Raw genomic sequence first — 20,531 nt, 5'->3', positions numbered from 1 at the left:
GAGCGCAGAGCTCGGCGACCGGCTCTCAAGCCCCCGCGAGAAGCTCTCAGCTCTGGACTCTCTGCTCTTAGCTCTCAGCTCACATCCCCCATGGCTGGCCATAACAAGTGGTCCAAGGTCAAGCGGCTGAAAGCCGTCACCGACGCCCGCAAGGGCAAGGTCTTCTCGCGGCTCTCCCGCGACATCACGCTCGCCGCCAAAGCCGGCGGCGGCGATCCCAACGGCAATGCGCGGCTGCGCACGCTGCTGCTGAAAGCGCGCGACGCCAACATGCCCGCCGACAATGTCGACCGCGCGGTCAAGAAGGGCACCGGCGAACTGCCCGGCGTCGTGTTCGAAGAAATCACCTACGAGGGCTACGGCCCCGGGGGCGTGGCATTCATCGTCAAGGTGACCACCGACAACAAGCAGCGCGCCGCGCAGGAAATCCGCTCGGTGTTCCTGCGCTGGGGCGGGAATCTCGCGACGACGGGCGCCGTGTCTTTCCAGTTTCTGCACGCGGGGCAGTTTCTGATCCCAGGCGCGCAGATCAGCGAGGACGCGCTGATGGAAGTCGCTCTCGACGCCGGCGCCGATGACGTGATCACCAGCGAGCAGGGCTACGAGGTGCGCTGCAACATCCACGCTTTCGACAAGGTCGCGCAAGCGCTCGACCAGAAAGGGCTCAAGCCCGACAGCGCGATGATCGCCTACCTTCCGACCACGACCGTGCCGGTGACCGATCCGCAGCTGGCGCAAAGCATCACGCGCCTGCATGACGCCCTCGACGAACTCGACGACGTCCAGGACGTGTTCTCGAACGACGAGATCGACGAATCGATTCTGCCGGCATCGTGAGCCACGCGCGCTCCGTCGCGCGCACGCGGCGGAGCGGCGCCGCAATCGCTCGTCGCCCCACGGGAGTTGGAACCTGTCGTCCCGGCAGGTTTGCTCGATCGCCCTGCTTTCAAGCCCGTCGGGACGGCGGGCTCCACCGCCGCGGAGATTCGAATATCACTCGCAAGTTGGTTCTGATCAGCGCCAGAAGCCCCGCGAATTCCATGCCGTGTGCCCCGCAATGACAAACGACGCCCTTGTGTCGCCCCGCGGTTTCGGCGACCATCTTCATATCAATGACTGACGATGTTGCGGATTCCGCCGTGCCTCACCGCCACACCCTAGGCGAAGTGGGCCTCGTCACGCCCCAAGACTTCGCCCACGCGCAGCCTTTCACTTTTAACAGCGGCCAGACACTCCCGGGATTCACGCTCCGTTACGAGACCTACGGCACGCTCAACGCTACGCGCGACAACGTCATCCTGATCTGCCATGCGCTGAGCGGCGATCATCATTGTGCCGGGCTGCACACGCCGGAGGACCGCAAGCCCGGCTGGTGGAACAACCTGATCGGGCCCGGCAAGGCGGTCGACACTACGAAGTTCTTCGTGGTCTGCGCCAACGTGCTCGGCGGCTGCCAGGGTTCGACCGGGCCGTCGTCCACTAATCCCGCCACCAATCAGCCGTACGGGCTCGCGTTCCCCTTCGTCACGATCATCGACATGGTCCGGTCGCAGAAACTGCTGCTGGATCATCTCGGCATCAATGCCCTGCACGCGGTCCTGGGAGGGTCGATGGGCGGCATGCTCGCGATGCAATTCGCGATCGAATACCCCGCCTACGTCCGCCGCGTGATCGCGATGGCCACCACCGCGCGCGAAGGTGCGCAGGCCATCGCGTTCAACGAGGTCGGCCGGCAGGCGATCATGCAGGATCCGGAGTGGAACCATGGCGACTACGCCAAGGGCGGCGGCCCGCGCGTCGGCCTGGCGATCGCCCGCATGATGGCCCACATCACCTACGTCTCCGACGCCAGCATGGACCGGAAGTTCGGCCGCCGCCGCAAGGGCAACGGCACCGGCGGCGCGTACACGTTCGACGTGCAGTTCGAGGTGGAGAGCTACCTTCAGCACCAGGGACAGGCGTTCATCAACCGGTTCGACGCGAACACGTATCTCTACATCACCCGCGCCCTCGATCATTTCGACCTGCCGCAGGTCTACGGCTCGCTCGAGGCGGCGTTTGCTCCGGTGCAGGCGCAAACGCTCTCCGTCGGATTCACCAGCGACTGGCTCTTTCCCCCCGAGCAGAACCGCGCGATCACGCTCGCGCTGCTGCGCGCCGGCAAATCGGCCAGCTACGCCGAGCTCACCACCGACCTCGGCCACGACTCGTTCCTGCTCGAGTCGGAGGAACTCTACACCCTCGTCCGCGCCTTCCTCGAGGGCAATGCGCCGGCTGCGCTGGACTATTCGATCTGACGCCATGAGCAAGCCCGTCGAAAAACGCGCCGTGGACATGGAGATCATCGCCGAGTGGGTCGAGCCCGCTTCGCGCGTGCTCGACCTCGGTTGCGGCCGCGGTGACCTGCTCGCCTATCTCGTGCAGACGAAAGACGTGCGCGCGGTGGGCGTGGACCTGGATTTTCGCCGGATCACCGCCTGCGTGGCGCGGGGGCTGTCCGCGTATCAAGGCGACATGACGGGGTTCATGCGCGAGTTTCCCGACCGGCATTTCGACCGCGTCATCTGCTCACGCACCGTGCAGGAGCTCGACAACCCCACGGCCGTCATTCTCGAGGCACTGCGCGCCGGCCACGCGCTCACGGTCGGGTTCGTGAACCACGGCTTCTGGAAAAACCGTGCCGACGCCCTGCTGCGCGGTCGCAAGGTGCGCAACGACGTCTACACGACCGAATGGTTCGAGAGCCGGCCGTCGAATCCCGTTTCGATCGCCGATTTCGAGCACTTCTGCGCGGTGCAGGGCATCACGGTCACGCGGCGCGTTTACCTCCGCGGCGACTGGCACACGCCCTGCCGCTTCCGCCCGAATTTTTTCGCCGGCTACGCGCTCTACGATCTGCGGAAGTAGAACCAGCGCGAATGCCCGCCGTCTGGTCCCATGGGTCGCATCCGTCCTATCGGTCCGATTCTCCCTATCGCTCGAACGCCTCCGCCTGTTTGGCGAACTGTTTTTCCAGGCTGCCGCACACCAGCTCGCAGAGTTCGAAAATCGTCGGATCCGCGATCGCGTAGAAAACCTGCAGCCCGTCCTTCCGGCGACTGAGGATATGCGCCTGCGTGAGTGTCTGCAGGTGCCGCGACACATTGGCCTGCGTGCCGCCGGTCAGGTCGACCAGCGTGTTAACGTTCTTCTCGCCTTCGAAGAGTGCATGGATCAGCCGCAGCCGCAGCGGCTCGGACAACACGCTGAACCGGCGGGCGATCATCATCAGGGCTTCATCAGACAATTGGCGTGGCTTCTTAGGCATGGGGAGAAGGAGAAGGCCGCTTGACCGGCGGAACGGTGCATCCGTATATGTGCATATACTTATTCTGCGTCGTTACAAAAGTAGAATTTCTGATTGGGTTGTAGTTTAGCCGTTCCCCGCCCCGCAACGCAACTCCCCGTCCGTCCCCGCGCGCTTTCTTCGCCCCATGAAACGACCCCGTCTCCGGCTCTGCTCCCTCATTTGGCCCGCCAGCCTCGCGCTCGTCCTCACGGTCCCGCGGCTCGCCGCCACCAATGGCATGAACATGGAGGGCTATGGCCCTGTCGCCACCGCGCTTGGCGGCGCCTCCATGGCCTACGACAACGGCGCCGCCGCCGTCATCAACAACCCGGCCACGCTGTCCCTCCAGACGGCCACCGCCCGGCTGGACCTCGCGCTCGGCGTGCTCGGTCCGCAAATCACCGCCACCGCCCCGAATGGCGCCAGCGCCGAGTCGGAAGCGACCGCATTCTTCATGCCGGCATTCGGCTACACCCGCCGCAGCGGCGCGCTCGTCTACGGACTCGGCATCTTCGGCCAGGGCGGCATGGGTTGCGAATACGACGCCAACACATGGCGCGGTCTCGGTTTCGGGCTGAAGAACCGCACCGAGGTGTCCGTCGGCCGCGTCATCGTGCCCCTCGCTTGGCAGGTGAACGAGGCCCTCACCATCGCCGCGACGGCGGACTTCGTCTGGGCCGGCATGGATCTGCAGATGGCTATGACCGGCGCCCAGTTCATGGATCTGGTCAGCACGCAGCAGATCGGCCTCGCATCCGGCGGGATTGTCCAGGGTTTCGGCCAGGCCCTGCAGCAAATGCCGCCCGGCACGTCGGTCGACTACGCTTATTTCAACTTCGCCAACGGTTCGGACTTCACCGGTGAGGCTTCCGGCTCCGGCTATGCCGGCAAGATCGGCGTGGTCTACAAGGTCTCGCCCACCCTCACGTTCGGCGCGACCTATCATTCGCAAACCAGGCTGTCCGATCTCAAGGCGCCCGGCAACAGCATCAGCTTCCAGTTGAATGTTCCGGGCATGGGACATGTGCCGCAGACGCTCGCCGGTGATGTCACGGTGCGCGATTTCGAATGGCCGGCGATGCTCGGCGCCGGGTTCGCGTGGACCCCGACGCCGCGCTGGCTGATCGCCGGCGATGTCCGCCATGTCTACTGGGCGAGCGTGATGGAAAACTTCAACCTGCGCTTCGTTGCCTCGAACGCCACGAGCAACGGTAACTTCGCCGGCCAGGATCTCAACGCCACGCTGTATCAGCGCTGGTCCGACCAGACGATCTTCCAACTCGGCGCCGCTTGGCAGGCGACCGACACCTTCACGGTCCGCTTCGGCGCCAATCACGGCAAGGATCCGATCCCGGCGCAGTATTTGAACTGCCTCTTCCCCGCGACCGTCGAGAAGCATCTGACCCTCGGCTGCGGCTGGAAGCTCAATGAGGCCTCCTCCATCGATGTCTCCTACTCGCACGGATTCGCCCACGCGGTCACCAATGGCGGCGGCATTCGCGTTGAGCATTCCCAAAACAACGCTCAGGTGCTCTACAGCCACCGGTTCTGAGCGAGTCCGCGTCCCCATGCCCGCGCTCTCCCGCCGTCGTTTCCTCAAGATCTCCACGGCCGCGCTGTTCGCCGCCGGGGCGGCAGGTCGACTCGTCAGTGCCGCCACGACGGCCGCCACCCGGCCCGCGCTTGGTGTCCGGCGCGTGCCGACGTTCTGCGACATCTGCTTCTGGAAGTGCAACGCGATCGCGAGCGTCCGCGACGGACAGCTCTGGAAAATCGAAGGCAATCCCAACGATCCGCTCAGTCGCGGTCGGCTCTGCCCGCGCGGCACGGGCGGTATCGGCGCGCACACGGACCCGGATCGGCTGCGCACGCCGCTGATCCGCACGCGCGAACGCGGCGCGGAGGAGTGGAAGGCGGTCACCTGGGACGAGGCGCTCGACTACGTCGCCGCCCGCATGAAGAAGATCGCCGCTGAGCACGGGCCGGAGTCGATGGCGCTGTTCGCGCACGGCATCGGTGGCACGTTCCTCAAGCACGCGTTCAAAGCCTACGGCTCGCCCAACATCGCCGCGCCGTCCTTCGCCCAGTGCCGCGGTCCGCGCGACGTTGGTTTCAATCTCACGTTCGGCGAAGAGGTCGGCTCGCCTGAGCGGACCGACATCGCCAACGCCGAGTGCCTCGTTCTGATCGGCTCCCACCTCGGCGAGAACATGCACAACACCCAGGTGCAGGAGTTCGCCGACGCAGTCGGTCGCGGCACGCGGCTGATCGTGGTGGACCCGCGGTTCTCCGTCGCGGCGAGCAAGGCCGCGCATTACCTGCCGATCCGGCCCGGCACCGACCTCGCGCTTCTGCTGGCGTGGATGCAGGTGATCGTGACGGAAAAACTCTACGACGCCGACTACGTGACACGCCACGGCCACGGCTTCGACGCCTTCGCCGCCTCGCTCGCGAGCTACACGCCGGAATGGGCTTTCCCCGAGACCGGGATCGATCCGGAAACGATCCGCGTCACCGCGCGCGAAATGGCGCGGCACCGGCCGGCGACGCTCGTGCATCCGGGCCGGCACGTGAACTGGAACGGCGACGACGCGCAGCGCAGCCGCGCAATCGCGCTGCTGAATGCCCTGCTCGGTTCGTGGGGCCACAAGGGCGGGTTTTACACGCCCGCCAGCATGGATGTCGCCGCGTATCCCTATCCGGCGTATCCGAAATCCACCAAGCCGAAGGTCGACAATCCCGGGCGCAAGTATCCGTTCGCCCACGAAGCGATCACCACCGGCATCCGCGAGGCCACGCTCACCGGCCAGCCCTACCCGATCAAGGGCTGGATGGTCTACGCGACGAATCTCCTGCAGGCGTTGCCCAACGAGGCCGAAACGATCCGCGCGATCCAGCAGCTCGATCTGCTGGTCGTCGTCGATGTCATTCCCAGCGAAATCGCCGGCTGGGCCGACGTGGTGCTGCCCGAGACCACTTACCTCGAACGTTATGACGACCTGAACGTCGAGCTGTTCAAGGAGCCGTTCGTCGCGCTGCGCCAGCCCGTCGTCGAGCCGCCGCACGACCAGAAGCCGAACTGGTGGATCGCCAAAAAGCTCGCCGACAAGCTCGGGCTCGGCGCGTTCTTCCCCTGGCAGGACATCGAGCAGTATCTCGAGACCCGACTCCGCTCCGCGGGATTGAGCCTCGCACAGCTCCAGCGCGAGGGCCTGATCCGCGGCCCGCGCCAGCCGATCTATTTCGATGACGGCGTGCCCGCCGAATTTCCCACGCCTTCCGGCAAGATCGAATTCTACTCCCACCAGCTCGCCGACGCCGGCTTCGATCCGGTCCCGCGCTACACGCCGCCCGAGCCGGCACCGCCGGGCACCTTCCGGCTCCTGTTCGGCCGGGCGCCGATGCACTCCTTCAGCCGCACGCACACCAACCGGCTGCTCTCCGATCTGATGAGCGAAAACGCCGTGTGGCTCAACGCCGTCGCCGCCCGCCGGCTCGGCCTGAAGACCGGCGATCGCGTGCGACTCCGCAACCAGGACGGCATGCTCAGCAACACCGTGCTCGTCAAGGCCACCCCGCGCATCCGCCCGGACTGCGTTTTCCTCGTCCACGGCTTCGGCCACACCGCCCGCGGACTGCGTCACGCGTTCGGCAAGGGCGCGAGCGATGCCCAGCTCATCACGCGCTACAAGACCGACCCGCTCATGGGCGGCACCGCGATGAACGTGAACTTCGTCACCCTCGAACCCGCGGAGGCGGTCTGACCATGGCACGCTACGTGATGGTCATCGATACGCGGCGCTGCGTCGGCTGCATGGACTGCGTGGTCGCCTGCAAGACGGAGAACCACGTCCCCGAGGGCTACAATCGCGACTGGATCACCGAGACCGTCCACGGCGAGTTCCCCACGCTGCAGATGGAGATTCGCAGCGAGCGCTGCAACCACTGCGACAATCCGCCCTGCGTTCACTGCTGCCCGACCGGCGCCAGCCACGTGCACGATCGCGGCGGGGTGGTGCTCGTCACGCCCGAGAAGTGCATCGGCTGCAAGGCGTGCCTCGCCGCGTGCCCCTACGACGCACGCTTCATCCATCCGGACGGCTACGCCGACAAATGCACCTTCTGCATTCACCGCGTGGAAAAGGGACTGAAGCCCGCCTGCGTATCCGTTTGTCCGACGCACTGCATGCATTTTGGCGACGGCGACGATCCCTTGAGCGAAGTGAGCCGGCTCCTCGCGTCGCGCCCGCATCACGCCCTGTTGCCCGAAGCCGGCACGAAACCGCGGATCTACTACCTCACGTGAAACTCCGCCGCGCGCCATGACCGAATTCACCCTCCATCGCCACACTCCGGGCATCGATCCCGTGCTGCACCTCTGGGGCTGGGAAATTCCCGTCTATCTCTACCTGGGCGGGCTGGTGGCCGGATTGATGATCATCGCCGGCGTCCGGCTGCTGGTGGTGCAACCGCGCGAGCGGCAGTCCATGGTTTGCTGCACGATCGGTCCGCTCGTCGGCATCGCCCTGCTGAGCATCGGCATGCTCGCGCTGTTTCTCGACCTCACCCACAAGCCCTATGTCTGGCGGCTGTATCTCACCTTCCAGCCCACGTCGCCGATGTCGTGGGGCTCGTGGATCCTGTTGCTCGTGTATCCCGCGCTCCTGGCCAACGCCCTGACGCATCTCCCCGAAGCAATCCCCGCGCTCGCGCGACGTTTCCCCGTCCTGGTCACGATCAGCGACTTCATCCTCGCGCGCAGCCGGCTCATCATCGCCATCGGACTGGGCAACATGCTGCTCGGCGTCGCGCTCGGCGTCTACACCGGCATACTTCTTTCCGCGCTCTCAGCGCGGCCGCTCTGGAACAGCGCGATTCTGGGACCGCTCTTCCTTTTCTCGGGGCTTTCGACGGCGGCGGCGCTGCTCCACGGCATTCTCGTGCTGACCTCGCGCAAGGATGAGCGGCCGGAGTTCGTCGACTTCCTGCTTTCCAGCCTCGCGCGTTGGTCGCAGGGCCGCGCCCCCGACCCGAGCATCGGTCCCATCCTGCAGCGCGCCGACAACAGCTTTCTCACTATCGAGCTCGCGCTGCTTGGACTGCTCCTGATCGGGCTCTCCAGCTCGACCGCGGTCGGACAACAAGCCGCCGCGCTCATCCTCACGGGCCCCTACGCCGCGGTGTTCTGGGTCTTTGTTGTCGGACTCGGGATCCTGCTGCCGCTGGTGCTGCAGGGACTCGAACTGCAACACCGCATCCGTCACTCGCTCGCCCCCGCCGTGCTCATCCTCATCGGCGGGCTCGCGCTGCGCATCATCTTCGTCGCCGCCGGCCAAGCCAGCCACTGGACCATGGCCGCCCAATAAATTCGCTCCCTCATGTCCTCGTCCACTGATCCTGCTTATCCGCCGAAGCCGCACATGAACCCCTACTGGGCCGGCTTCGCGCTCGGTCTCGTGCTGCTCACCGCCTTTGTCGTGATGGGCCGCGGACTCGGTGCCTCCGGCGCCTTCACCACCGCGGTCGCCACCACCGTGCACGCCGTCGCCCCTGCGCATGCCGAGGGGAACGCGTTCTACCAGGAGTATCTCGGCGACGGCACCACGAGTCCGCTGAAGGACTGGCTCGTGTTCCAGGTGCTCGGCGTGTTCGTCGGCGGTTTCCTTTCCGGCGCCCTGGCGCACCGGCTGAAGGTGACCGTCGAAAAAGGTCCGCGCGCCACCACCGCGCTCCGGCTGGTCCTGGCCTTCGTCGGCGGCGCGCTGATGGGCATCGGCGCCAAGCTCGCACTGGGCTGCACCAGCGGCCAGGCGCTCACCGGCGGCGCACTGCTCAACGTCGGCAGCTGGGCCTTCATGATGTGCGTCTTCGCCGGGGCGTATGGACTCGCCTGGTTCTTCCGGAGGCAATGGCTATGAACGCTCCCTTTTTCAAATACGGGCTCTTCGGCGACGAAGCTTCGCTGATCGTCGCTTTCGTGATCGGCATTGCCTTCGGCTTCGTGCTCGAACGCGCCGGATTCGGCAACGCCCGCGTGCTCGCCGCCCAGTTCTACTTCCGCGATCTGCGCGTGCTGAAGGTGATGTTCACCGCGATCATCACTGCCATGGTCGGCGTCTTCGTCCTCGCGCGCGTCGGCGTGCTCGACCTGTCGCTCATTTATCTCACCCCCACGCTGCTTCTGCCGCAGATCGTCGGCGGAGTCATCCTCGGCGCCGGCTTCATCATCGGCGGCTACTGCCCCGGCACGTCCTGCGTCTCCGCCGCCACCGGCCGCATCGACGGCCTGGTCTATCTCGCGGGGATGGTCGGCGGGCTGGCCGGTTTTGCGGAAGTCTATCCGTCGATCGCAAACTTTGCCCAGTCCACTCCGCTCGGAAAGATCACGCTGCCGCAGCTTCTCCACATCCCCTACGGCGTGCTCGTGGCTGCGGTGGTGCTGATGGCGATCGGCGCGTTCGTCGCCGCCGAATGGGCCGAGAAGAAGGTCGGCGGCAAGCCGCCCGAGCCCGACTCGCTGCTCGCGCCCACCCGCCGACTGGTGCCCGTGCGCCGGCTCGCGCTGGCATTCGTCGCCATCGGACTCTTCGCCGCGGTCGCCGGCGGTCCCTACCGCGGGGCGTTCGCGCGCGTCGACACGCAACAACTGGCCCTCGATGCCGGCACCGCCGACTTGATCGCGCCCGCCCAGCTGGCGGACTGGCTCGTCGAAGGCCGCAACGATTTTCTACTGATCGACGTTCGCGATTCCACGGCGTTCGCGCGCTACCATCTGCCGTCCGCCACCAACGTGCCGCTCGCCGCCCTCAACGCCGAGGTCGCCGCGCACAATGAGCGGATTATCGTTTACGCCGACACCGACGTGCACGCCGCCCAGGCATGGCTGATCCTGCGCGCCGCTGGTTTTCCCGCTGCGTATCTGCTTTCTGGTGGCGTGGAGGCGTGGCAGGCCCAGGTGCTCTATCCACGCGCGCCCGCCGCCGATGCTCCGGCTCGGGAACAGATCGACTTCGCGCGTCGCGCCGCCGTGGCCCGGCATTTCGGCGGCAGTCCGCAGGGTGCCGGTGCGGCGATCATCCCCGCCGCGCCCGAACTGCCGCAGATCGCTCCGCCAGCTCCCGCCGCGCCCACCGGTCCACGCCCGGTGACCCGCAAGAAAAAGGAAGGCTGCTGAACGTCGCGGACCTCGTCCGCCTTTTCAACGCCGCGGAGCCGAACCATGGGGCGCGATTTCCCCGAGCCAGATCCGCTGCGCCGACGCTTCCCGCACGGGCGCACGATCGCCATACTCCCGGTCGCAATCGCGTGCGCCGCGACGCTGCTCGCGGGTCTTCTCGGCTGGACCGCGTCGGCTTCGAAGGACACGAGCAGTTTTCCCGCCCGCGAGTGGATCGCGCCCTTGCTGGCCGCCCTGGTCGCGCCCGTCGCCGGCTGGGCCATGGGCCGCCTCGCACTCCGCTGGCCAACGCGCTGGTCGCACCGAGCGCTGCTCGGCACCACCGTCGCCATCGCCATCTACGCCTTCGCCAGCTTCGGCGTTCAGGTGCACCGCAGCGCCTCGGCCGCCAAGCTCGCCACCGAGAGCTGTCTCGAGTGCCACGCCGCGATCACCGGATTCAGCGAGGCGCATTCGCCCCAGCGCATCGGCTGCGCCTCGTGCCACGCAGGCAATGCCACCGCACGCGACGCCACCGCGGCGCACGCCGGCATGATCCTGATCCCCGGCAATCTGATCAATGCGCCGCGCAGCTGCGGCACCACCGGCTGCCATCCGGACATTCTGCCGCGCGTTGAGCGATCGATCATGACCACCTTCGCCGGCGCAGTCACCGCCGACCGCCGCGTTTTCGGCGAAGTCGTCGATCCCGTGGCCCCTTCACCGCACGTCCGCCAACTCGGCACCAGCGCGGCTGACACGCATCTACGCCAGCTTTGTGCCTCCTGCCATCTCGGTCAGCCGAAGACCGAGTGGGGCGCGATTCACCAGCAGTCGCGCGGCGGCGGCTGCAACGCCTGTCACCTGCGCTATTCATTCGATGCCGCGCGCGAACTCGACCGCTACCTCGCCACTCCCGCCGGCGACCGCGCCGTGCCACGCGTTCATCCGAACCTCTCGATCCAAGTCGGCAACGCGGCCTGCTTCGGCTGCCACAGCCGCTCCAGCCGAATCGCCACCAACTACGAGGGCTGGCACGAACTGCGCGAGCCCCCGACGTTGGCCGAAGTCGACCGCCCTCCGTCAACCGCTCGGTTCCGACAGCTTGACGATGGCCGCTGGTTCAGGCGGATGCCCGCCGACGTGCACCAGGAGCTCGGACTCGAGTGCATCGACTGTCACTCGGGCGTCGAGGTCATGGGCGCGGGAAAAACCGTCGCCCACAAATCCGACCAGCTGCTGTTCCGGTGCGAAGACTGCCACGCCGCGCAGCTGCGTTCCAAACCGTCTAACGCGTTGGACGACGAGTCGGCCCGCGTGCTCGCGCTTCGCCGCTGGTCGCTGCCGGCCGGCCAGCGCTTCGGCGCTTCGCGCACCGGCGAGCTTTTGGTCAACGTCAGCGTCGACACCGCCGGCCGCGGCCGGCTCCGCCGCAAACCCACGGGCGAGTGGGTTGCGCTCAAGCCTCCCGCGGCCGCGTGCAGCGCCGGTCGCGACAGCCACCAGCGGCTGTCCTGCAGCAGCTGCCACACCGCCTGGGCGCCGCGCTGCGCCAGCTGCCATACCTCGTTCGATCCGATCGCCGCCGGCTTCGACCACCTGATGCAGACGGACACGGCCAGCGCGTGGGTGGAGACCTCCGGAGCTTTCGCAGCGGTGCCGCCGACACTCGGTATTCGGTTCGATTCACGCGACTCCGCTCGCCCGGCAGGTCGGGTGGATACCTTCATCCCGGGCATGATTCTTACCGTGAATCGCAACCAGACCGCCGGCGCGCGCCCCGACACCGTATTCCGCCGGCTCTACGCTCCGACAGCGGCACACACCGTCCGTCGCGAGGGGCGCTCCTGCCGCTCATGCCACAACGATCCCGTCGCGCTCGGCTACGGCGAGGGTCAGCTCGACTACGTCGTCTCGGACACCGGCGGCCGGTGGACCTTCAAACCCGCTCAGCCCGCCGCCGACGACGGGCTGCCGGCCGACGCCTGGATCGGTTTCCTGGAGGACGGGGCCACTGGGCGGGCGTTGCGCGGTGATGTCCGGCCGTTCACCGCCAATGAACAGCGTCGGATCCTCCGCGTCGGCGCGTGTCTCACTTGCCATGCAGACAACTCGCCGGTGATGCAGCAGTCACTCGCCGATTTTGCCGCGCTCCTCACACGGCGCAGCTCCTCGTGCGTTCTTCCGCCATGATCCCGACGCTCACCCTTCTCGCCTCAGACACGGTCCAGCTGCTCACCCGTTCGCCGGCGCACAACTTCTTCGGCCATCACGGCGGACCCGCAGGTGAAGCCGCAGTGGAAGTCGTCGACGCACTCGAGTGCATCGCTGGTCGCGGCGTGCGCGGCGATCGCTTCTTCGACTACCGGCCCGACTACAAGGGCCAGATCACCTTCTTCGCGCTGGAGACGTTTGTGCAGCTGCAGCGCGAACTCGGATCGCCGCTGGCCCGGCCGGAAGCCACGCGACGCAACGTGTTCACGCGCGGGATCGATCTCGCCTCGCTGGTCGGCAGCGAATTTGAGCTGCAGGGCGTGCGGTTTTTCGGGACCGAGGAATGCCGGCCATGCTACTGGATGGACCAGGCGCTCGGGCCCGGCGCCAACGACTGGCTGCGCGGCCGCGGCGGACTCCGCGCGCGGATTCTCTCGGACGGCTGGCTGCGACAATAGAGCGTTTCAAGCTCTGGCGGAGCCGTTCCTGCGTAGCGGCAGGCGTCTCTGCCTGCTGGTATTGCTCTCTCCAGTCGCAGGCACGGAGGTCTGCCGCTGCCCCGCTGGGCTGCACCCCTTTTCTGAAAACGCTGTAGCCGTAAATGACTGATTGGCGCTGGATCCGCCGCAGCGGAGGCAGATCGCCTGGCGACGCTGCATTACGGCCCCTTCAGCCAGTCATCGCGCCGGCTTCTTTTCGGTCCTGCCCGGCAACGCCGCACGGCTCGCCCAGTCCATGTTCGGCCATGCGGCGCCGAAGAGCCGTTGCCCCGATCGTCCCCGCGCGGCGGCCAGTCGACGGCGTCGCGACGCGAACCGCTCTCTGCCGCGGGGCCTGCGGGCGCCTACGACTCGAACGCCTCGGCCTGATGCGTGAGCTGCTGCTTGAGGCTGCCGCACACCAGCTCGCACAGGTGCGCGATCGAAGGATCGGTGATCCGGTAAAAGACTTGGTGTCCCTCCTTCCGCCGCGCTATCATATTGGCATGCATCAGCGTCTGCAGGTGTCGCGAGACGTTGGTCTGCGTTCCTTCGCTCTCCTCGACGAGTGCGCTGACGCTCTTCTCGCCCCCGAAGAGCGCGTGGATCAGCCGCAGCCGCATCGGCTCGGCGAGCACGGCAAACCGCCCCGCCACCAGCTCGATCGTCGCATCGGTCAGCGGCGGCGGCCGGCCGGAAGAAATCGCACAAAATTCGTTTGACATCGCTGACTGCTTATATGCGTATATGCGCATTTACTGTCAAGCCCAACCATGAAAACCGATTCCTTCATCCGCGCCCTCGCCGGCACCTTCACCCTGCTAGGCACCGCCCTCGCCGCATTCGTCAGCCCCTGGTGGCTGCTGCTCCCCGCTTTCGTTGGCGCCAACCTGATTCAGTCCGCCTTCACCGGCTTCTGCCCGCCCACCCTTTTCCTCCGCAAGCTCGGCTGGGTCGATGCCAACGACGTGATCCACTGGGGCGGCGTCAAGTCCCACGCCTGATCCGCCCCCGCCATGCAGCACCCGCTCGTCCGCCTCCTGTTGCCGATCGTGATCGGCGCCGGCCTTGGCGCCGCGCTCGGTTACTTCGGCCAGTGCACCTCAGGCACCTGCCCGCTCACCTCCACCTGGTGGCGCGGCGCCCTCTACGGCGGCACCATGGGCCTCCTCATCGCGCTCACCTCCCGCACCGCCTGACCGCTCCGCTCCCCACACCATGTCACCTATTAAGTGACATCTCCCTCGGCTTCCCCCGGCGCCCTCCCGGCAATGTCATTTAATAGGTAACATCTTCTCGGCCGCCGCGCTCCCACGCGCACCCGTCCACCTTCCCCCTTTGGCCATGAGCTCCCACCGCCTCCTTTTTTCCGCCGTGCTGGCCGCCCTGCTGGCCGCAGGCAGCGCGCGCGCCGAGACCTGGACCCTCGAGCGTGCCGTCGCCACCGCCCTCGAACAGAGTCCCGACGCCCGGATCGCCCGTGCCCGCGTTGATGGCGCCCAAGCGCTCGTCGAGCAGGCGCGTTCGGCCTGGCTGCCACAGTTGACCGTGTCCGGCCGCTACACGGAGACCAATAGCCCGATGATGGCGTTCGGCTCGATCCTCAACCAGCGGGCGTTCAACAACACGATCGACTTCAACCATCCCGGTCAGATCGACAACCTGAATGCCACCGGCACGATCGGCTACAATCTCTATAGCGGCGGCCGCGCAACCGCTGGTCGCACCGCCGCCCGCGCCGGCGCCGAGGCCGCCGATCTCGACCTCCAGGCCGCCCGGCAGCAACTCGCCGCTGAGGTCGTCAAGGCCGCGCTCAATCTCCGCAAAGCCCGCGAAGCCGTCGGCGCCGTCGAGGCGGGCGTGAAGGCCTACGATGCCGCCGTCGCCGTTGCCCGCGCGCGGTTCGAAGCCGGCCAGATGCTCAAGTCCGACCTGCTCAGTCTCGAGGTCCAGCTCGCGCAAACCCGCGAGTCGCTGTCCGCCGCCCGCCACAGTGCGGCGCTCGCCGCCCGTGCGTTCCGGTTTGTCCTCGGGCTCGACGCGTCGGAGGAACCCGTCGAACTCGCCGAAGACGATCCGACCTTGGCCCGTCTCACCGCGCCGGACTCGCGCGACGTCTCGCACCGGCCCGAGCTCCTCGGACTCCAGGCTCGGCTCCGCGCCGCCGAAGCCATGGTCGACTCCGCCCGCGGCGCGCGCCGCCCCACCGTCAACGCGTTCGCCTCCTACCAATACGACAAAGGCTGGGAGATGAACCGCGACGGCAAGAGCTGGCTCGCCGGCGTGTCGGTCGACGTGAACGTTTTCGACGGCGGCCAAACGTCCGGAAAGATCCGTCAAAGCCGGGCCGAGGTGACGCAGGTGAAGGAGATGCTTCGCAAGGCGACGCTCGGCATGGAACTCGAGGCCGAGCAGGCCCGGCTGGCCCACGCCGACGCACGCGAGCGGCTGAACGTCACCACCGCCGCCGTCGCCCAAGCCGAGGAGAGCGCCGCGCTCACCCGCGCGCGGTTCGAGAAGCAGGCCGTGCTCACCGCCGACGTGATCGGCGCCGAGAGCCGGCTCATCGAAGCCCGCCTGCGCCACACCTTCGCCGCCGTCGACGAGCGGCTCGCGCTCGTCGGGCTCCGCCGCGCGCTCGGCCTCGACCCCCTGCCGACCACGGCTGCCGATTCCCAGTTGTAACCCGCTTCTCCCTTTGAACATGAACTCCGCCCGTCTTCCCCGCTTCATCCTTCCGGCCGCCCTCGTGCTCGCCCTCGTCGGCTGCGGCAAGCACGAGCCCGCCGCCGCGACCGCTCCCGATCTTCCCGCCGCCAAGGTCCAGCTCGCCACCGCCCGTATCCAAACCGCGCCGGCGCTCGTCGAAATCACCGGCACGGTCCGGCCGGTCCAGCGCGCGACGCTGGCGGCGAAAGTCATGGGCGCGATCGAGGAACTCCCGGTCTCGCTGGGCCAGAAGGTCCAGGCCGGCGATGTGCTCGCGCAGATTGGCGCCGGCGAGATCTCCGCGCGGCTGCTCCAGGCCAAATCGCAGCTCAACGTCGCCCGCCGCGATCTCGATCGCGAACGCGACCTCCTCGGCAAGGGCGCCAGCACCGCCGACATGGTCAAGGGCCTCGAAGACCGCCTCGCCATGACCGAGGCGATGGTCCGCGAAGCCGAGGTGATGCTCGGCTACGCCACGCTGCGTGCGCCCTTCGATGGCGTGATCGCCCGCAAACTGGTCAACGTCGGCGACCTCGCCGCGCCCGGCGTCCCGTTGCTCGAAGTCGAAGGCACCGGTTCCTTCCAAGTCGAGGCCGCCGTGCCGGACTCGCTCGTGGCTCCGCTCCTCGTGGGCCAGCAGCTTGAGGTCGCGGTGCCCTCCATAGGCGCGTCCTTTCAGGGGTTGGTCACCGAAATATCCTCGGCCGCAGACGCCGCCGCGCACAGCGTGCTGGTGAAACTCGCCGTGCCGCAGGAGGCCACCGTGCGCTCCGGCCAGTTCGCCCGCGTGCAGGTACCCGGCGCACCGGTCAAATCGCTGCTCGTCCCTGCCACCGCGGTCTCGACCTTCGGCCAGCTCGAACGCGTGTTCGTGCGCGGCACCGATGGTCGGGCCGGGCTGCGGCTCGTGAAGTCGGGCGCAACGCACGGCGACCGCGTCGAGATCCTCTCCGGACTCGACGACGGCGAGGAGGTCGTGGTCGCCGCGCCTGCCGGATTGCGCGAGGGCCAGCCGCTGGAGGTTGTCCAATGATCGCTGTTTCGTCTCCGCCTCGTAGAACCGGCGCTGGTCGCCGGCCGAGCACTCTGGTCGTTTCCACGTCTTCCTCCCAGCTGCCGTCGAGCGGCAGCCCTACAAATTCAGCCCAAACGATTCCGTCATGAGCGCCTCCCACGGTTCTCCCTTCCCCGATCCGAAACGTTACGGCTTCGCCGGCCGGATGGCGTCACTGTTCATCGACTCGAAGCTGACGCCCATCATGGTCGCCGCCTCGCTGCTGCTTGGCGTATTCTCCATTCTGATGCTGCCGCGCGAGGAGGAGCCGCAGATCAAGGTGCCGATGATCGACATCCTCGTCGGCATGCCTGGCGCCAGCGCCGCCGAGGTCGAGGTGCGCGTCACTCACCCGATGGAGAAGCTTCTCTGGGAGATTCCCGGCGTCGAATACGTCTACTCGACCGTGAGTCCCGGCGGTAACATGACGATCGTCCGTTTCAAAGTCGGCACCGACCTCGAAGCCGCGCTCGTCCGGCTCAACCAGAAGCTACAGACCAACTTCGACCGGATCCCGCTCGGCGTCACCCCGCCGCTCGTCAAACCGCGCACGATCGACGACGTGCCGATCCTCGCGCTCACCTTCCACAGCGACCGCTACGATCACGCCACGCTGCGCCGGATCGCCGCGCAGGTCGACGAAGAGGTGAAATCGATCTCCGACGTCGCCGAGACCACGCTGATCGGCGGCGATCGCCGGCAGGTGCGCGTCCAGCTCGACCCGCAGAGACTCGCCTCGCGCAATCTCAGCCCCGGCATGCTCGTGCCGATGCTGCAGCAGGCCAACTTTCAGGCGCTCACCGGCGCGCAGTCCGCCGCCAACGCCGAGACGCTGCTCCAGACGGGCACGTTCTTCCGCAACGCCGCGGACGTCGGTGCGGTGGTCATTGGCGTCTATGAGGGCCGGCCGGTCTATTTGCGCGACGTCGCCACGATCATCGACGGCCCGGAAGAGCCCGCGAACTACGTGCTGTATGGCGCCGGCGCGGGAGCCGCGAGCGATCCCGTCGGGACGACGCTTGCGACGCCTGATCGGGCGTCGACAGGCGGTGCTTCCGACCAGCCCGCCGTCACGCTCAGCGTGGCGAAGCGTCCCGGCGCCAACGCCGTCGACGTCGTCAGCGCCGTGGTCGCCAAGGTCGACGCGCTCAAGGGCCGCGTCATCCCCGCTGACGTCGGCGTCGCGGTCACGCGCGACTACGGCGCCACGGCCTCGGAGAAATCCAACGAGCTCCTGCTCCACATGGGCCTGGCCGTCTTCGGCGTCGCGATCCTGATCCTCCTTTTCCTCGGCTGGCGCGAATCGCTCGTCGTTCTGCTCGCCATCCCCGTCACGCTCGGGCTGACGCTGCTGGTTTTCTATCTCTACGGCTACACGCTCAACCGGATCACGCTCTTCGCGCTGATCTTCTCGATCGGCATCCTCGTCGACGACGCGATCGTCGTCGTGGAGAACATCGTCCGGCATATGGGCCTGCCCAGCTGTCGCCGCAAACGGCTGCTGCAGATCGCGGTCGAAGCCGTCGACGAGGTGGGCAACCCGACCATCCTCGCCACGTGGGCGGTCATCGCCGCGGTGCTGCCGATGGCGTTCGTCAGCGGGTTGATGGGCCCCTACATGCGGCCGATCCCGATCGGCTCGAGTGCTGCGATGCTGTTCTCACTGCTCGTCGCGTTCGCCGTCACTCCCTGGGCTGCGCTGAAAATTCTCCGCGGCCACGCCACGCATGGCCGCCATGCAACCGATTTCGTCGACGCGCCGCGCAATGAGGAGGAGGAAGCCACCGAAGACGAGACCGTCGCCGACAACTGGTTCACGCGCCTCTATCAGCGCGTGATGGGGCCGTTGCTCGACCATCGCGGCTGGCGCTGGGCGTTTCTCGCGATCGTCGCCGCTCTCACCGTCGGCTCGATGGCGCTCGTCGGCATCGGCGGCGTGAAGGTCAAGATGCTGCCCTTCGACAACAAGTCGGAGTTCCAGGTTATCCTCAACATGCCCGAGGGTTCCACGCTGGAGCAGACCGCTCGCGTCGCCCGCGAGATGGCCGCCGCGATCCGCACCGAACCCGAGGTGCGCGATTATCAGGTCTACGCCGGTACCGCTTCGCCGTTCAATTTCAACGGGCTCGTGCGTCACTACTTCATGCGCCGCGGCAGCAACGTCGCGGACCTCCAGGTCAACCTCCTGCCCAAACACGAACGCGACGCTCAGAGCCACGACATCGCCAAGCGCGTGCGTCCGCGGCTCACCGCCATCGCCGAAAAATATGGCGCGGTCGTCGTCGTCGCCGAGGTCCCGCCCGGTCCGCCGGTGCTCTCCACCCTGGTCGCCGAAATCTACGGTCCCACCGAGGAGGCCCGGCTCAAGCTCGCCGCCAAGGTCCGCGAAATCTTCCGCTCCACCGAGGGCGTCGTGGACGTCGACTGGTATGTCGAGGATATGCAGCTCAAGACCATCCTCCGCGTCGACAAGGCCAAGGCCGCGCTCCACGGCATCACCGAGGCCGCGATTACGCGCACCGTCCAGATGGCCGTGCAGGGCTATCCGGTCACGCTGCTCCACTCGCCTTCCGACCGCGAGGACGTGAACGTCGTGCTCGAGCTGCCGCGCGCACTCCGCGCCCGGCCCGACGACCTGCTCTCGCTCCCGATCCGCTCCGAAATGAATCCGCAGGCGCCGCTGCTCACGCTGCGTGAGCTCGTCACCGTCGAGCGGACCACCGGCGAACGAAATATCTACCACAAGAACCTGAAAAACGTGACCTACGTCACGGGCGATGTCGCCGGCGTCATCGAGAGCCCCGTCTATGCGATTCTCCAGATGAACAAGGCGCTCGCGCAGCTCGACGGACGCGAGTTTGGCGGCACGCGGGACCACGTGAAGATCTACAACGCCACGATGCCGTTCGACGATGCCGAGCCCGCGATGAAGTGGGACGGCGAGTGGCAGGTCACCATCGAAGTCTTCCGCGACCTGGGCCTGGCCTTCGGCGCCGTGCTGATCCTGATCTATATGCTCATGGTCGGCTGGTTCAAAAACTACGCCACGCCGCTGATCGTGATGACGGTCATTCCGTTCTCGCTGATTGGCATCCTGCCGGCGCACGCCGCGATGGGCGCGTTCTTCACCGCCACGTCCATGATCGGCTTCATGGCCGGCGCGGGTATCGTCGTCCGCAATTCGATCATCCTGGTCGACTTCATCGAACTTCGGCTCAGCCACGGCCGCTCGCTGCGCGACGCCTGCATCGAGTCCGGCGCGGTGCGGTTCCGGCCGATGATGCTCACCGCCTTCGCGGTCGTCGTCGGCGGACTCGTGATCCTGGCCGATCCGATCTTCCAGGGCCTCGCCATCTCGCTGCTCTTCGGCGCGATCGCGTCCTTGGTCGTCAGCCCGCTGGCCGTGCCGCTGATCTACTTCATGACGCACGCTTCCGCGCACGCCAAACCCGCCGCGCCCGCCGTCGCCACCACGAACGAAACGTGTGAGGTGGCGCCGTGAGTTCTCTCCAAGCGAAGCCCGCCGCAGGTGGAACCCGCCGTCCCGGCGGGTTGGCGCAGGGCGAGCCCGCCGAGGACGTCGGGCTCCGC

18 protein-coding genes are annotated in these 20,531 nt (G+C 67.1%); 16 read left to right on the top strand and 2 right to left on the bottom strand.

What is annotated here, in order from left to right; translation table 11 throughout:
- Window positions 1-90: 90 nt before the first annotated feature.
- The 3 genes from OTER_RS07450 (at window position 91) to OTER_RS07440 (ending at window position 2,907) form a co-directional block, all read left to right on the top strand.
- A complete protein-coding gene (locus OTER_RS07450; protein WP_012374293.1) occupies window positions 91-837 on the top strand; it encodes a YebC/PmpR family DNA-binding transcriptional regulator in 747 nt (248 codons plus the stop codon).
- Window positions 838-1,139: 302 nt separating this feature from the next.
- Window positions 1,140-2,297 carry a homoserine O-acetyltransferase MetX gene (gene metX / locus OTER_RS07445; RefSeq protein ID WP_425496018.1) on the top strand — a complete coding sequence of 386 codons (1,158 nt, stop codon included), beginning with the start codon at window positions 1,140-1,142 and terminating at the stop codon, window positions 2,295-2,297.
- Window positions 2,298-2,301: 4 nt separating this feature from the next.
- A complete protein-coding gene (locus tag OTER_RS07440; protein WP_012374291.1) occupies window positions 2,302-2,907 on the top strand; it encodes a methionine biosynthesis protein MetW in 606 nt (201 codons plus the stop codon).
- A gap of 64 nt (window positions 2,908-2,971) precedes the next feature.
- Here the strand turns inward: OTER_RS07440 and OTER_RS07435 are convergent, their stop codons facing one another.
- Window positions 2,972-3,307, bottom strand: coding sequence for an ArsR/SmtB family transcription factor (locus OTER_RS07435; RefSeq protein ID WP_012374290.1), 336 nt, complete (start codon window positions 3,305-3,307; stop codon window positions 2,972-2,974).
- Between the two features lie 166 nt (window positions 3,308-3,473).
- Between OTER_RS07435 and OTER_RS07430 the strand changes: the two genes are divergently transcribed.
- From OTER_RS07430 to OTER_RS07395, 8 genes are read left to right on the top strand one after another with little or no spacing between them, the layout of a single operon-like run.
- Window positions 3,474-4,880: an OmpP1/FadL family transporter gene (locus tag OTER_RS07430; protein ID WP_012374289.1), complete on the top strand. Its 1,407-nt coding sequence runs from the start codon at window positions 3,474-3,476 to the stop codon at window positions 4,878-4,880.
- A gap of 16 nt (window positions 4,881-4,896) precedes the next feature.
- Window positions 4,897-7,092 carry a molybdopterin-containing oxidoreductase family protein gene (locus tag OTER_RS07425; protein ID WP_012374288.1) on the top strand — a complete coding sequence of 732 codons (2,196 nt, stop codon included), beginning with the start codon at window positions 4,897-4,899 and terminating at the stop codon, window positions 7,090-7,092.
- A 2-nt stretch (window positions 7,093-7,094) separates the two neighbouring features.
- Window positions 7,095-7,634: a 4Fe-4S dicluster domain-containing protein gene (locus OTER_RS07420; RefSeq protein WP_012374287.1), complete on the top strand. Its 540-nt coding sequence runs from the start codon at window positions 7,095-7,097 to the stop codon at window positions 7,632-7,634.
- Between the two features lie 16 nt (window positions 7,635-7,650).
- Window positions 7,651-8,694: an NrfD/PsrC family molybdoenzyme membrane anchor subunit gene (nrfD, locus tag OTER_RS07415; RefSeq protein ID WP_012374286.1), complete on the top strand. Its 1,044-nt coding sequence runs from the start codon at window positions 7,651-7,653 to the stop codon at window positions 8,692-8,694.
- A gap of 12 nt (window positions 8,695-8,706) precedes the next feature.
- Window positions 8,707-9,246: a YeeE/YedE thiosulfate transporter family protein gene (locus OTER_RS07410; protein ID WP_044891636.1), complete on the top strand. Its 540-nt coding sequence runs from the start codon at window positions 8,707-8,709 to the stop codon at window positions 9,244-9,246.
- On the top strand, window positions 9,243-10,502 hold the full coding sequence (locus OTER_RS25080; RefSeq protein WP_012374284.1) for a YeeE/YedE thiosulfate transporter family protein: 1,260 nt from the start codon (window positions 9,243-9,245) through the stop codon (window positions 10,500-10,502). Before OTER_RS07410 ends, OTER_RS25080 begins: the two co-directional genes overlap by 4 nt.
- 45 nt (window positions 10,503-10,547) lie before the next feature.
- Window positions 10,548-12,677 carry a hypothetical protein gene (locus OTER_RS07400; protein WP_012374283.1) on the top strand — a complete coding sequence of 710 codons (2,130 nt, stop codon included), beginning with the start codon at window positions 10,548-10,550 and terminating at the stop codon, window positions 12,675-12,677.
- Complete coding sequence (locus tag OTER_RS07395) at window positions 12,674-13,156, top strand: MOSC domain-containing protein (protein ID WP_012374282.1); 483 nt, start codon at window positions 12,674-12,676, stop codon at window positions 13,154-13,156. Before OTER_RS07400 ends, OTER_RS07395 begins: the two co-directional genes overlap by 4 nt.
- Window positions 13,157-13,542: 386 nt before the next feature.
- Here the strand turns inward: OTER_RS07395 and OTER_RS07390 are convergent, their stop codons facing one another.
- Window positions 13,543-13,902 carry an ArsR/SmtB family transcription factor gene (locus tag OTER_RS07390; RefSeq protein ID WP_044891635.1) on the bottom strand — a complete coding sequence of 120 codons (360 nt, stop codon included), beginning with the start codon at window positions 13,900-13,902 and terminating at the stop codon, window positions 13,543-13,545.
- A gap of 48 nt (window positions 13,903-13,950) precedes the next feature.
- Between OTER_RS07390 and OTER_RS07385 the strand changes: the two genes are divergently transcribed.
- From OTER_RS07385 to OTER_RS07365, 5 genes are all read left to right on the top strand, one after another.
- On the top strand, window positions 13,951-14,181 hold the full coding sequence (locus OTER_RS07385; protein ID WP_012374280.1) for a YgaP family membrane protein: 231 nt from the start codon (window positions 13,951-13,953) through the stop codon (window positions 14,179-14,181).
- Window positions 14,182-14,193: 12 nt separating this feature from the next.
- On the top strand, window positions 14,194-14,376 hold the full coding sequence (locus OTER_RS07380) for a DUF6132 family protein (protein WP_012374279.1): 183 nt from the start codon (window positions 14,194-14,196) through the stop codon (window positions 14,374-14,376).
- Between the two features lie 145 nt (window positions 14,377-14,521).
- Window positions 14,522-15,862, top strand: a complete 1,341-nt coding sequence (locus OTER_RS07375) for a TolC family protein (RefSeq protein WP_012374278.1) — start codon at window positions 14,522-14,524, stop codon at window positions 15,860-15,862.
- A gap of 19 nt (window positions 15,863-15,881) precedes the next feature.
- Window positions 15,882-16,919 carry an efflux RND transporter periplasmic adaptor subunit gene (locus OTER_RS07370; protein WP_012374277.1) on the top strand — a complete coding sequence of 346 codons (1,038 nt, stop codon included), beginning with the start codon at window positions 15,882-15,884 and terminating at the stop codon, window positions 16,917-16,919.
- Between the two features lie 127 nt (window positions 16,920-17,046).
- Entirely contained in the window at window positions 17,047-20,442 is a 3,396-nt protein-coding gene (locus OTER_RS07365; RefSeq protein ID WP_012374276.1) for an efflux RND transporter permease subunit, read from the top strand.
- Window positions 20,443-20,531: the final 89 nt, after the last annotated feature.

Source organism: Opitutus terrae PB90-1, assembly GCF_000019965.1.
Taxonomy (GTDB): Bacteria; Verrucomicrobiota; Verrucomicrobiia; order Opitutales; family Opitutaceae; genus Opitutus; species Opitutus terrae.
This window is presented reverse-complemented; position numbering and strand designations above follow the sequence as displayed.

Coding starts and splice junctions, on each gene's coding strand:
- OTER_RS07440 (WP_012374291.1), top strand. CDS start 2,302: ATGAGCAAGCCCGTCGAAAAACGCGCCGTGGACATGGAGATCATCGCC.
- OTER_RS07395 (WP_012374282.1), top strand. CDS start 12,674: ATGATCCCGACGCTCACCCTTCTCGCCTCAGACACGGTCCAGCTGCTC.
- OTER_RS07375 (WP_012374278.1), top strand. CDS start 14,522: ATGAGCTCCCACCGCCTCCTTTTTTCCGCCGTGCTGGCCGCCCTGCTG.
- OTER_RS07390 (WP_044891635.1), bottom strand. CDS start 13,902: ATGTCAAACGAATTTTGTGCGATTTCTTCCGGCCGGCCGCCGCCGCTG.
- OTER_RS07410 (WP_044891636.1), top strand. CDS start 8,707: ATGTCCTCGTCCACTGATCCTGCTTATCCGCCGAAGCCGCACATGAAC.
- OTER_RS25080 (WP_012374284.1), top strand. CDS start 9,243: ATGAACGCTCCCTTTTTCAAATACGGGCTCTTCGGCGACGAAGCTTCG.
- OTER_RS07425 (WP_012374288.1), top strand. CDS start 4,897: ATGCCCGCGCTCTCCCGCCGTCGTTTCCTCAAGATCTCCACGGCCGCG.
- OTER_RS07430 (WP_012374289.1), top strand. CDS start 3,474: ATGAAACGACCCCGTCTCCGGCTCTGCTCCCTCATTTGGCCCGCCAGC.
- OTER_RS07420 (WP_012374287.1), top strand. CDS start 7,095: ATGGCACGCTACGTGATGGTCATCGATACGCGGCGCTGCGTCGGCTGC.
- OTER_RS07400 (WP_012374283.1), top strand. CDS start 10,548: ATGGGGCGCGATTTCCCCGAGCCAGATCCGCTGCGCCGACGCTTCCCG.
- nrfD (WP_012374286.1), top strand. CDS start 7,651: ATGACCGAATTCACCCTCCATCGCCACACTCCGGGCATCGATCCCGTG.
- OTER_RS07365 (WP_012374276.1), top strand. CDS start 17,047: ATGAGCGCCTCCCACGGTTCTCCCTTCCCCGATCCGAAACGTTACGGC.
- OTER_RS07380 (WP_012374279.1), top strand. CDS start 14,194: ATGCAGCACCCGCTCGTCCGCCTCCTGTTGCCGATCGTGATCGGCGCC.
- OTER_RS07385 (WP_012374280.1), top strand. CDS start 13,951: ATGAAAACCGATTCCTTCATCCGCGCCCTCGCCGGCACCTTCACCCTG.
- OTER_RS07450 (WP_012374293.1), top strand. CDS start 91: ATGGCTGGCCATAACAAGTGGTCCAAGGTCAAGCGGCTGAAAGCCGTC.
- OTER_RS07435 (WP_012374290.1), bottom strand. CDS start 3,307: ATGCCTAAGAAGCCACGCCAATTGTCTGATGAAGCCCTGATGATGATC.
- OTER_RS07370 (WP_012374277.1), top strand. CDS start 15,882: ATGAACTCCGCCCGTCTTCCCCGCTTCATCCTTCCGGCCGCCCTCGTG.